The organism is Streptomyces sp. Je 1-79 (assembly GCF_025195125.1).
In the GTDB taxonomy this organism is placed as follows: Bacteria; Actinomycetota; Actinomycetes; order Streptomycetales; family Streptomycetaceae; genus Streptomyces.
In genome coordinates this window covers 129,258-140,908 of record NZ_JAMGSL010000005.1, presented here as the reverse complement: position 1 = coordinate 140,908, position 11,651 = coordinate 129,258, and the positions used below count along the sequence as shown (strand labels likewise).

Annotated in this window: 12 protein-coding genes; 9 read left to right on the top strand and 3 right to left on the bottom strand. The window is 71.2% G+C overall.

All coding sequences use genetic code 11. The features are described from left to right. Positions 1–7: 7 nt before the first annotated feature. From M5362_RS11225 to M5362_RS11215, 3 genes are all read left to right on the top strand, one after another. Positions 8–871, top strand: coding sequence for an acyl-CoA thioesterase II (locus tag M5362_RS11225; RefSeq protein WP_260227299.1), 864 nt, complete (start codon positions 8–10; stop codon positions 869–871). Between the two features lie 49 nt (positions 872–920). Continuing rightward, positions 921–1,406, top strand: coding sequence for a glutathione peroxidase (locus tag M5362_RS11220; protein WP_260227298.1), 486 nt, complete (start codon positions 921–923; stop codon positions 1,404–1,406). 184 nt (positions 1,407–1,590) lie between these two features. Continuing rightward, positions 1,591–2,379 (top strand): putative protein N(5)-glutamine methyltransferase, encoded by a 789-nt coding sequence (locus M5362_RS11215; RefSeq protein ID WP_260227297.1) that lies wholly within the window; start codon positions 1,591–1,593, stop codon positions 2,377–2,379. Between the two features lie 21 nt (positions 2,380–2,400). On the opposite strand, the gene M5362_RS11210 is transcribed toward M5362_RS11215, so the two are convergent. Continuing rightward, a complete protein-coding gene (locus M5362_RS11210) occupies positions 2,401–3,786 on the bottom strand; it encodes a cytochrome P450 (RefSeq protein ID WP_260227296.1) in 1,386 nt (461 codons plus the stop codon). 137 nt (positions 3,787–3,923) lie between these two features. Here M5362_RS11210 and M5362_RS11205 point away from each other — a divergent pair, with 137 nt between their 5' ends. Next, a complete protein-coding gene (locus M5362_RS11205; protein WP_260227295.1) occupies positions 3,924–4,391 on the top strand; it encodes a VOC family protein in 468 nt (155 codons plus the stop codon). Positions 4,392–4,486: 95 nt separating this feature from the next. Here M5362_RS11205 and M5362_RS11200 read toward each other — a convergent pair whose 3' ends face one another. Beyond that, positions 4,487–5,716 carry an acyl-CoA dehydrogenase family protein gene (locus M5362_RS11200; RefSeq protein WP_260227294.1) on the bottom strand — a complete coding sequence of 410 codons (1,230 nt, stop codon included), beginning with the start codon at positions 5,714–5,716 and terminating at the stop codon, positions 4,487–4,489. Between the two features lie 165 nt (positions 5,717–5,881). Here M5362_RS11200 and M5362_RS11195 point away from each other — a divergent pair, with 165 nt between their 5' ends. Continuing rightward, positions 5,882–6,529 carry a TetR/AcrR family transcriptional regulator gene (locus M5362_RS11195; protein WP_260227293.1) on the top strand — a complete coding sequence of 216 codons (648 nt, stop codon included), beginning with the start codon at positions 5,882–5,884 and terminating at the stop codon, positions 6,527–6,529. A gap of 133 nt (positions 6,530–6,662) precedes the next feature. Here the strand turns inward: M5362_RS11195 and def are convergent, their stop codons facing one another. Further along, a complete protein-coding gene (gene def, locus M5362_RS11190) occupies positions 6,663–7,223 on the bottom strand; it encodes a peptide deformylase (protein ID WP_260227292.1) in 561 nt (186 codons plus the stop codon). 126 nt (positions 7,224–7,349) lie between these two features. Between def and M5362_RS11185 the strand changes: the two genes are divergently transcribed. From M5362_RS11185 to M5362_RS11170, 4 genes are all read left to right on the top strand, one after another. Continuing rightward, the gene (locus M5362_RS11185) at positions 7,350–8,597 is read left to right on the top strand and encodes a MurT ligase domain-containing protein (protein WP_260227291.1); all 1,248 of its coding nucleotides are present in this window, start codon (positions 7,350–7,352) and stop codon (positions 8,595–8,597) included. A gap of 19 nt (positions 8,598–8,616) precedes the next feature. After that, positions 8,617–9,345 carry a type 1 glutamine amidotransferase gene (locus tag M5362_RS11180; RefSeq protein WP_260227290.1) on the top strand — a complete coding sequence of 243 codons (729 nt, stop codon included), beginning with the start codon at positions 8,617–8,619 and terminating at the stop codon, positions 9,343–9,345. Positions 9,346–9,521: 176 nt separating this feature from the next. Next, positions 9,522–10,547, top strand: a complete 1,026-nt coding sequence (locus tag M5362_RS11175) for a 6-phosphofructokinase (protein ID WP_260227289.1) — start codon at positions 9,522–9,524, stop codon at positions 10,545–10,547. 104 nt (positions 10,548–10,651) lie between these two features. Next, the gene (locus M5362_RS11170; protein ID WP_260227288.1) at positions 10,652–11,620 is read left to right on the top strand and encodes a cytochrome c oxidase assembly protein; all 969 of its coding nucleotides are present in this window, start codon (positions 10,652–10,654) and stop codon (positions 11,618–11,620) included. Positions 11,621–11,651 lie beyond the last annotated feature (31 nt).

Genomic DNA, 11,651 nt, shown 5'->3' with positions numbered 1-11,651 from the left:
AAAAACGGTGACCAACCCCGCCGAGAGCCTCGTCGACCTGCTCGACCTGGAGCAGATCGAGGACAACATCTTCCGCGGCCAGAGCCCGCAGGAGTCGCTGCAACGGGTCTTCGGCGGGCAGGTCGCCGGCCAGGCCCTGGTGGCGGCCGGGCGCACCACGGAGAGCGACCGGCCGGTGCACTCGCTGCACTCCTACTTCCTGCGCCCGGGCCGGCCGGGCGTCCCGATCGTCTACCAGGTGGAGCGGGTGCGCGACGGGCGTTCCTTCACCACGCGCCGGGTCACCGCGATCCAGCAGGGCCGGACGATCTTCAACCTGACCGCCTCCTTCCACCTGCCGGAGGAGGCCGGGTTCGAGCACCAGCTGCCGCCACGGCACATGACGGACCCGGAGACGCTGCCGCGGCTGGCCGACGAGATCCGCGACCATCTGGGCGCGCTGCCGGAGGCCCTGGAGCGGATGGCCCGGCGGCAGCCGTTCGACATCCGCTACGTGGACCGGCTGCGCTGGACCAAGGACGAGGTCCGGGACGCGGATCCGCGCAGCGCGGTGTGGATGCGCGCGGTGGGCCCGCTCGGGGACGACCCGCTGGTGCACACCTGCGCGCTGACGTACGCCTCCGACATGACGCTCCTGGACGCGGTCCGCATCCCCGTCGAGCCGCTCTGGGGCCCGCGCGGCTTCGACATGGCGTCCCTGGACCACGCGATGTGGTTCCACCGCCCCTTCCGGGCGGACGAGTGGTTCCTCTACGACCAGGAGTCCCCGATCGCGACGGCCGGCCGCGGCCTGGCCCGCGGCCGCATCTACGACCGCGAGGGCCGACTGCTGGTGTCGGTGGTCCAGGAGGGACTCTTCCGCAAGCTGTAGCCGGGGATCGTAGGGTGAGGACATCCCCAGTCTCGACGAGGAGCTGTTCATGAGCCTGTACGACATTCCGCTGCGCACCCTGTCCGGTGACCCGATCTCGCTGGCCGACTACCGCGACCAGGCCGTCCTGGTCGTCAACGTGGCCTCGAAGTGCGGTCTGACGCCGCAGTACGAGGGGCTGGAGCGGCTGCAGAAGCAGTACGGGGACCGCGGCTTCACCGTGCTCGGCGTGCCGTGCAACCAGTTCCTCGGCCAGGAGCCGGGCAGCGCGGAGGAGATCCAGACCTTCTGCTCCACGTCGTACGGCGTGACGTTCCCTCTCCTGGAGAAGGCCGAGGTGAACGGCGACGCCCGTCACCCGCTCTACGCCGAGCTGACCCGGGTCGCGGACGCGGAGGGCGAGGCCGGGGACGTGCAGTGGAACTTCGAGAAGTTCCTGATCGGCCGGGACGGGCGGATCACGCGCTTCCGTCCGCGCACCGAGCCGGAGGCCGCCGAGGTCGTCGCGGCGATCGAGGCGCAGCTTTCCGCCTGATCAGGCCGCGCCGTCGAGTGATCCACACGGTGTCGATCATGTAATGTGTACGGCTCCAGCAACGGACGACCGAGGAGGTGGGACCCATCAACGCCACGCAGGCAGGGTGCTCCCCCTCGACGACCGTGTGGTCCGCCCGACAGAGGTGACCACGGGAGTGCCCCTCGGCTTCCCGGAAGGTTCCATGTCGATCGACCCCTCTTTCTCCCTTCGTTCCACCACCGTCTCCCGACTCCGCGCCGCGGGCTGCGTGTTCGCCGAGGACGAGGCGGAGCTCCTGTTCTCCTCGGCCCGCTGTGGCGAGGACCTCGACACGATGATCACACGCCGGGCCGCCGGCCTGCCCATCGAGCACGTCGTGGGCTGGGCGGCCTTCGCCGGGCTGCGCGTCGCCGTCGACCCCGGCGTGTTCGTACCGCGGCGGCGTACGGAGTTCCTCGTCGAACGGGCCGTGGGCCTGGCCGGTCCCGGAGCCCTGTGCGTCGATCTGTGCTGCGGGTCCGGCGCGGCGGGAGCGGTCCTGCTCTCGGCCGTCGAGGGCGCCGAGGTGTACGCCTCGGACATCGATCCCGCCGCCGTGCGCTGCGCGCGGCGCAACATCGAGCCGCGCGGCGGCCGGGTCTTCGAGGGCGACCTGTTCGCCCCGCTGCCCGACGTGCTGCGCGGCCGGGTCGAGGTGCTGGTCGCCAACGTCCCGTACGTGCCGACCGAGGACGTCGGGCTGCTGCCGCCCGAGGCACGCGAGCACGAGCCGCTGGTCGCGCTCGACGGCGGCTCGGACGGCCTCGACGTGCTGCGCAGGGTGGCGGCCGAGGCCGCCCACTGGCTGGCGCCCGGTGGGCATCTGCTGGTCGAGACGTCCGAGCGGCAGGCCGCCCGGGCCGTCGAGACGCTCACCGGGCACGGCCTGACCTCGCGGGTGCTCACCTCGGACGAGCTGTACGCGACCGTCGTCGTCTCGACCCGACGCTGACGGGCGGGGCCCGCCCCTCCGCTAGGCCCGGGGCCGGATCCGGCAGCGTGCCGGGCCGGTCGCGCGGAGGGTGATCGCCGAGGTGACCGGCACCTCGGTGTCGACCGCCTCCAGGTCGTAGGTCTGGAGGATCATCGCCAGCGCGACGACCGACTCCAGCATCGAGAAGTGCTGGCCGATGCAGGCGCGCGGGCCGCCCCCGAAGGGGAACCAGGCGTAGCGGGGACGGCTCGCCTCGGCCTCGGGCGTGAAGCGGTCGGGGGCGAAGCGCTCCGGCTCCTCCCAGTACGCGGGGTCCCGGTGGGTCACCCACGGCGCGACGACCACATCGGCGCCCGCCGGGATCGTGTGCCCGCCGATCTCGGTGGCGGCGACGGCGCGGCGGCCGATGACCGGTCCGGCCGGGAAGAGCCGCATGGCCTCCTTGAGCACCTGGGTGAGGTAGGGCAGGGCGTCGAGGTCGGCGGCGCCGGGGGTACGGCCCGCCAGGACGCTGTCGACCTCCTCGTGCGCCCGCTTGCGCTGCTCCGGGTGGAGGGCGAGGAGATGGAGGGCGAAGCCGAGGGAGGTGGCCGTCGTCTCGTGCCCGGCGAGCAGGAACACGAGGACCTGCTCGCGCAGTTCGCCGGCGTCGAAGCTGCCGTCCTCGGCGCTCTCCGCCTCGGCGAGGAGGGTGAGCAGGTCCTGCGCCTCGGCCTCTTCGCCCCCGGCGGCCCGCGCGCCGTCGGCCGTCCTCCGCTCGGCGATGATCCGGTCGCAGACGGCGTACAACTCCTCGTGCGCGGCGGCGGCGCGGCGGTTGCCGGGGGTGGGCCAGTCGCGGGGGACGTTGAGGGGCGAGAAGCCGCGACGCAGGACGTAGTCGCCCATCACCGGGAAGGCCCGCTCGACGATCTCGACGGCGGCCTCGACGTCCGTGCCGAAGAGGATGCGGGCGACGGCGCGCAGGGCGAGCCGGGTCATCTCGTCGATGACGTCGACGGTGGAGCTCTCCGCCGTACGCCACTCCTCGGTGAGGGTCGTGACCTCGGCGGCGATGGCCTCGGCGTAGCTGTCGACCCGGCGGCGGGTGAAGAGCGGCTGGACGAGCCGGCGCTGCCGCAGATAGTCCTCGTCCTGGCTGGTCAGCAGACCGTTTCCGAAGGACTCGCGCACCTCCTGGTAGAAGGCGTTGTCCTTGCGGAAGTTGGCGGCCTGGGTGGCGAGGACCTGCTGGACCCCTTCGGCCGAGAAGATCCCGTAGACGGTGGCGCGCACTCCGGGCGGTCCCGCCGTGATCCGGACGACGTCACCATGCGCGCGCTGGGCCTTCAGGAAGGTGCCGAGCGCGTCGCTCTTGAGGTCGAACATCGAGCCGAGCAGCGGTAGCCCCGCCGGGCCCGGAATCGCGGTGGTGGTGGTAGCCATGTGTACGTTGCCCCCTTGATCGTCACCGGCCCGACGATTGTGCCGCACCCAGGTGACCCACCGGTAGGACGAAACGAACACCAGGCCGGATCAGGTCAGTTGAGCCCGCTGTCAGTGGCGTCTGGGACGCTCGCCCCATGGAACCGATCGACATGACTCTGCAGATCACCATCGACTGCGCGGACCCCCAGCGGCTCGTACGTTTCTGGGCGGACGCCCTGCGCTATGTGCCCCAGCCGCCGCCCGAGGGCCACGAGAGCTGGCGGGCGTACTGGGCGTCGATCGGCGTGCCCGACGAGGAGCTGGGCGAGGGGGTCGGGGAGCTGCCCGAGTCCATCGTGGACCCGAAGGGCACCGGGCCGCGCGTCTGGTTCCAGCAGGTCCCCGAGCCGAAGACGGTCAAGAACCGGGTGCATCTGGATCTGAAGGTCGGCGGCGGACGGGACGTACCGCTGGCGCTGCGGCGCGAGCGCGTGGACGGGGAGGTGGCCCGGCTGACGGCGCTCGGGGCGGCGATCCTGTACACGATGGACGAGCCGCACGGGATGGACTATTACGCGGTGGTGCTCCAGGACCCGGAGGGGAACGAATTCTGCGTCGTGTGACCTTCCGGCCGTACGGGCTGACACAGGAACGCCCCTTCCCGGCCCCTGACGGGGGGCCGGAAGGGGCGCGGGAAGGGGCGTGGGCCCGCCGGGGCTCAGCGGATCGGCATACCGGAGAGCGTCCGGGCGATCACGAGGCGCTGGATCTCGCTCGTGCCTTCGAAGATCGTGTAGATGGCCGCGTCGCGGTGCATGCGCTCCACGGGGTACTCGCGGGTGTAGCCGTTGCCGCCGAGGATCTGGATGGCCTGGCCGGTGACCTTCTTGGCGACCTCGCTCGCGTACAGCTTGGACATCGAGCCCTCGGCCGAGGTGAACGGCTTGCCGGCGGTCGCCATCCAGGAGGCGCGCCAGACCAGCAGCCGGGCGGCGTCGATCTGGGTGCGCATGTCGGCGAGCTGGAAGGCGACGCCCTGGTTGTCGATGATCGGGCGGCCGAACTGCTCACGGGTCTTGGCGTAGTCGAGGGCGACCTCGTACGCGGCACGGGCCGTGCCGACGGCCATGGCGCCGACGGCGGGGCGGGAGGCCTCGAACGTGGCCATGGCGGCGTTCTTCACGCGCTCGCCGCCACCCGCCCTGGCCTTCTCACGGGCCCGGGCGAGCCGCTCGTCGAGCTTCTCCTTGCCGCCGAGCAGGCAGTGGCCGGGGATGCGGACGTCCTCCAGGACGACCTCGGCGGTGTGCGAGGCGCGGATGCCGTGCTTCTGGAACTTCTGGCCCTGGGAGAGACCGGGGGTGCTCGGCGGCACGATGAAGGAGGCGTGCCCCTTGGAGCCGAGCTCGGGGTCCACGGCGGCGACGACGACGTGGACGTTGGCGATGCCGCCGTTGGTCGCCCAGGTCTTGGTGCCGTTGAGGACCCACTCGTCCTTGGCCTGGTCGTAGACGGCGCGGGTGCGCATGGAGGCGACGTCGGAGCCGGCGTCGGGCTCCGAGGAGCAGAAGGCGGCGACCTTGACGTCGTCGACGTCGCCGTACATCTGCGGGATCCAGGTGCCGATCTGCTCCTCGGTGCCGTTGGCGAGGACGCCGACGGCGGCGAGGCCGGTGCCGACGATGGAGAGGGCGATGCCCGCGTCTCCCCAGAAGAGCTCCTCCATCGCCATCGGGATGCCGAGCCCGGTCGGGTCGAAGAACTGCTGGGCGTAGAAATCGAGAGAATAGATGCCGATCTTGGCGGCTTCCTGGATGATCGGCCAGGGAGTCTCCTCACGCTCGTCCCACTCGGCGGCGGCGGGGCGCATCACGTCCTCGGCGAATCCGTGGAGCCAGTCACGGACCTGCTTCTGGTCGTCGTTGAGTTCGAGCGTGAACTCGGCCATGTTCCCTCCCAGCAGTACATTACTTGCGGTAACAGCAGTCTGTTACCGGCTGGTAGGCGCTGTCAACCTGCGGCGGAGCGGCAGGGACGGCGCGGCACCGAGTGCCGGACGGGTGTTACGTTGCGACAGCCTCACGGAAATTTCGCACGGGCGGGGAGACACGCTATGGAGACCACACAACGGACCACCGACCAGCAGAAGCCGGCCGATCAGCGGCGCCGCGAACTGCTGGAGGCGGCGGACCGGGTGGTGCTCCGGGACGGCCCCAAGGCGTCGATGAACGCGATCGCCGCCGAGGCGGGGATCACGAAGCCGATCCTCTACCGGCACTTCGGCGACAAGGGCGGGCTCTACCGCGCCCTGGCGACCCGGCACACCGACGCCCTGCTCGCCGCCCTGCGGGCCGCGCTCGACGCTCCGGCGGACCGGCGCCGGCGGGTCGAGGCCACGCTCGACACGTACCTCGCCTCGATCGAGGCGATGCCGCAGGTCTACCGCTTCCTGATGCACCCGGCGGACGAGACGCACCAGGCCGAGCAGGGCTTCGACGTCGGCCGCCACTCGGCGCCGGTGCTGCGGCGCATGGGCGAGGAGCTCGGCCAGGTCATCGCGGAACGCATCGACCTCGGCCCGGCCGGCGAGGCGCAGGCGCGGATCTGGGGCCACGGCATCGTCGGCATGATGCACGCGGCGGGTGACTGGTGGCTCGGCGAACGCCCGTGCTCGCGAAGCGAGTTGGTACGGGCCATGGCCGACCTCCTCTGGGGCCGCCTGGCGGACGCGGAGGACCGCGTAGGAGCACCGGGGTTCTGACCGACCCCCGCGGCGCCGGACCGACGACGGCCGGGCGTCGGTCCACAGCTGTCGTCCGCGCCCCACGGCGCCCGGGCCCGACGACGGTCGGCCCCCGGGCCGCAACTGTCGTCCGCACCCGCGATGCCCCCGCTCAGGAGCGCAGCGCGTCCGCTCCCCCGCCCCACGGCTCCTTGCGGATCGCGCGCAGCAGACGTGACCTGCGCCACCCCGTCACGTGGTCCGCGTAGACACCGCCCTCCAGATGGTCGGTCTCGTGCTGGAGGCAGCGGGCGAAGAACCCCGTCCCCTCGACCCTGGCCGGGGTGCCGTCCATCAGCACACCCTCCACGACCGCGCGGTCGAAGCGGGGCGTCGGGGCCTCCAGGCCCGGCAGGGAGAGACAGCCCTCCGGTCCCCGGAACACCTCGCCGTCCGCCTCCACCAGGCGCGGGTTGACCAGGTGCCCGAGGTGGCGCACGTCCTCGTCGTCCGGGCAGTCGTACACGAAGACCCGCAGGCCCACGCCCACCTGGTTCGCCGCGAGGCCGACACCGTTCGCCGCGTACATCGTCGCGAACATGTCCTCGATCAGCCCGGCCAGCTCCGGGCCGAAGTCGCTGACGGGTTCACAGGGGGCGTGCAGCACCGGGTCGCCGAGCAGTGTCATCGCTCGGACGTGGCCGGAACTGCCGGGGATCGGCCGGTTTCGCATGGGCGTAAGGGTACGGTCCGCTGTGACCTCGACGTTTCGTCGAGGGTCGCAGGGGTGCCGCAGTTCGGGTCGCTGGCCTGATCTCGATAGGCTGAGCCCGGACCGACGCAAGGAGGAACAAGGAAGATGTCAGGACACCCCGGTAATCCAGAGCCGCTGTCGCCACGCGCCAAGCTGGCCGTGACGGCGGGCAAGGCCGCGGCGGCGGTGTCGCGCGCGGCGGGACGCGGCAGCGGATCGGTGATCGGCGGCAAGGTGGCGCTGAAGCTCGACCCGGACCTGCTGGGTCGGCTCGCGCAGCATCTGGACGTCGTCCTGGTGTCCGCGACCAACGGCAAGACCACCACGACCCGGCTGATCGCCGAGGCCCTGCGGGCCAGCGGCCCCGTCGTCTCCAACGCGCTGGGCGCCAACATGCCCGCGGGCATCACCTCGGCCCTGGCCGGCGGCTCGGACGCCAAGTACGGCGTGATCGAGGTCGACGAGAAGTACCTCGCCGGAGTCGCCCGGGACACCACGCCCAAGGCGATCGCGCTGCTCAACCTCTCCCGCGACCAGCTGGACCGCGCCGCCGAGACCCGGATGCTCGCCGAGAAGTGGCGCGAGGGTCTGAGCGGGACGAAGGCCGTGGTCATCGCCAACGCCGACGACCCGCTGATCGTGTGGGCCGCCTCCTCCTCCCCCAACGTGGTGTGGGTCGCCGCCGGCCAGGAGTGGAAGGACGACGCCTGGTCGTGCCCCGCCTGCGGCGGTGTGATGCAGCGCCCCGGCGACGACTGGTTCTGCGGCGAGTGCGGTTTCCGCCGCCCGGCGCCGAGTTGGGCGCTCAACGGCGACCACGTCCTGGACCCGCACGGTTCGGCCTGGCCGATCCACCTCCAGCTGCCCGGCCGGGCCAACAAGGCCAACGCCGCGACCTCGGCCGCCGTCGCCGCCGTCTTCGGCGTCCCGCCGCAGGTCGCCCTGGAGCGCATGTACCAGGTGCAGGCCGTGGCCGGCCGCTACGACGTGGTGTCCTTCCAGAGCCGTGAGCTGCGGCTGCTGCTCGCGAAGAACCCGGCCGGCTGGCTCGAAACGTTTTCCCTCATCGACCAGCCGCCGACCCCGGTCATCCTCTCCGTCAACGCGCGCGGCGCCGACGGCACGGACACCTCCTGGCTCTGGGACGTCGACTACGGGCGGCTCGCCGGCCACCCGATCATGGTCATCGGCGACCGCAAGCTGGACCTGGCGGTCCGCCTGGAGGTCGCGGGTGTGGAGTTCCGTGTCTGCGAGACGCTCGACGAGGCGGTCCGGCTGGCCCCGCCCGGGCAGATCGAGCTGATCGCCAACTACACCGCCTTCCAGGACGTCCGCCGCCGCGTCGGCAACTGACCCGTAGAGGACTTGCAGCATGAGTGACAGCAGCCTGCGCCTGGTCTGGGTCTACCCGGACCTGCTCAGCACGTACGGCGACCAGGGCAACGCCCTCGTCGTCGAGCGCCGCGCCCGCCAGCGCGGTCTGGACGTCCAGCGCGTCGACGTCCGCAGCGACCAGCCGATCCCGACCTCCGGCGACATCTATCTGATCGGCGGCGGCGAGGACCGGCCGCAGCGGCTCGCGGCCGAGCGGCTGCGCCGCGACGGCGGCCTGGAGCGCGCCGCGTCCAACGGCGCGATCATCTTCTCGGTCTGCGCCGGCTACCAGATCCTGGGCCACGAGTTCATCAACGACCTCGGCGAGCGCGAGCCCGGCCTCGGTCTGATCGATGTCATCTCCACCCGGGGCGAGGGCGAGCGGTGCGTCGGCGACGTGCTCGCGGACATCGACCCGCGCCTCGGCCTTCCCCAGCTGACCGGGTTCGAGAACCACCAGGGCATCACCCATCTCGGCCCGACGGCCCGCCCGTTCGCCCGTACGGTCCTGGGCAAGGGCAACGGCACGGGCGACGGCACCGAGGGCGCGTACAACGACACCGTCTTCGGTACGTACATGCACGGCCCGGTCATGGCCCGCAACCCGCAGATCGCGGACCTGCTCCTGAAGCTGGCCCTCGATGTGAACGCGCTGCCGCCGACCGACGACCGGTGGTACGAGGCGCTGCGCGCCGAGCGCATCGCGGCGGCGACCCAGCCCGCCTGACCGCCCGGCGGACTGCACGTCTGAGCACCCCTACGCCCATTGGATTCGTAAGTAAATACGGTGTCCAATCTGCGGACATCGGGTTCGGCCCCGCCTCCCAGCACCGATAGGGTGGCGGGGATCCAACCGGACGACGTGGTCCGGGAGTCGGCCCACGTTGCAAAGGTATTTGGGCTATGCGCATTGGTGTGCTCACCTCCGGAGGCGATTGCCCCGGTCTGAACGCCGTCATCCGTTCCGTCGTGCACCGCGCCGTCGTCGACCACGGAGACGAGGTCATCGGCTTCCACGACGGTTGGAAGGGCCTCCTGGAGTGCGACTACCGCAAGCTCGACCTGGACGCGGTGGCCGGCATCCTCGCCCGCGGCGGCACGATCCTCGGCTCCTCCCGGGTCCAGCCGGCGCATCTGGTCGACGGCGTCGAGCGCGCCAGGGGCCATGTCGCCGAGCTGGGCCTCGACGCGATCATCCCGATCGGCGGTGAGGGCACGCTGAAGGCCGCCAACCTGCTGTCGCAGGCCGGTCTGCCGATCGTCGGTGTGCCGAAGACCATCGACAACGACATCGCCTCGACCGACGTCACCTTCGGTTTCGACACCGCCGTCGGGGTGGCCACCGAGGCCCTGGACCGGCTGAAGACCACCGCCGAGTCGCACCAGCGCGTGCTCATCGTCGAGGTCATGGGCCGGCACACCGGCTGGATCGCGCTGCACTCCGGCATGGCCGCGGGCGCCCACGCGATCGTCGTGCCCGAGCGCCCCTTCGACATCGACGAGCTGACCGCCCGGGTCGGCGAGCGTTTCGAGGCGGGCAAGCGCTTCGCGATCGTGGTCGTCGCCGAGGGCGCCAAGCCGCGCGAGGGCTCGATGAACTTCGAGGTCGGCGCCAAGGACCAGTACGGGCACGAGCGCTTCACCGGCATCGCCAACCAGCTCTCGGTCGAGCTGGAGCGGCGGCTCGGCAAGGAGGCCCGGCCGGTGATACTCGGTCACGTCCAGCGCGGCGGCACGCCGACCGCGTACGACCGGGTCCTCGCCACCCGCTTCGGCTGGCACGCGGTGGAGGCGGCGCACCGCGGCGAGTTCGGCATGCTGACGGCGCTGCGCGGCACGGAGATCACGATGGTTCCGCTGGCCCAGGCCGTGGAGACCCTCAAGACGGTCCCCGCCGAGCGCTACGCCGAAGCCGAGACCGTGCTCTGACCCCTCGTACCGCACCACGAACCGCCCCCGGTCGCATCCGCGAACGGGGGCGGTTCTAGTCTGGTGCGGACAACAAGCGCGAATCGGGCTCCAGGAGTACACACATGGATCACAGCGGGCACGGCATGACCATGGATCTGCCGCCGTTCACGCTGGGACGGGGGCTGGAGTTCTCGCCGAACCTGTTCTTCCTCGTCGGCAGTGTCGTGGGGCTCGCGCTGTACGGCTGGGGCGTCGCGCGGCTGCGCGGACGCGGTGACCGCTGGCCGGTGAGCAGGACCGTCTTCTTCACGGTCGGCGTGCTCTCCGTGGCGCTGATGATGTGCACCAAGCTGAACGACTACGGCATGGTCATGTTCAGCGTGCACATGGTGCAGCACATGGTCATCTCGATGCTCTCGCCGATCCTGCTCCTGCTCGGCGCTCCGGTGACCCTGGCGCTGCGCGCCCTGCCGGTCGCGGCCCGGGGCGACAAGGGCCCGCGCGAGCTGCTCCTGATGCTGCTGCACAGCCGCTACATGAAGATCGTCACGCATCCGGCGTTCACGATCCCGCTCTTCATCGCGAGCCTGTACGGCTTCTACTTCACCCCGATCTTCGACACGCTGATGGGGTCGAAGATCGGGCACATCGCGATGATGGTGCACTTCCTCGCCGTCGGTCTGGTCTTCTTCTGGCCGATCATGGGCGTCGACCCCGGGCCGCACCGCCCGGGGTACGTGATGCGGATGCTGGAGCTCTTCGCGGGCATGCCGTTCCACGCCTTCTTCGGTATCGCCCTGATGATGGCGAGCGAGCCGATGATCAAGGCGTACCAGAACCCGCCGGCCTCCCTCGGGATCGACGCACTCGCCGACCAGAACGCGGCGGGCGGCATCGCCTGGGCCTTCAGCGAGATCCCTTCGGTGCTGGTGCTGATCGCGCTGGTCTTCCAGTGGTACCGCTCCGAGCAGCGGCAGGCCGTCCGCAAGGACCGGGCCGCCGACCGCGACGGGGACAAGGAGCTGGAGGCGTACAACGCGTACCTCGCCTCGCTGCGGGGCGGTGGCCGGCCCGTCCCGACGCGGGAGTAGCGCTCCGCCCTCCTCAGGGGTGACGATGAAC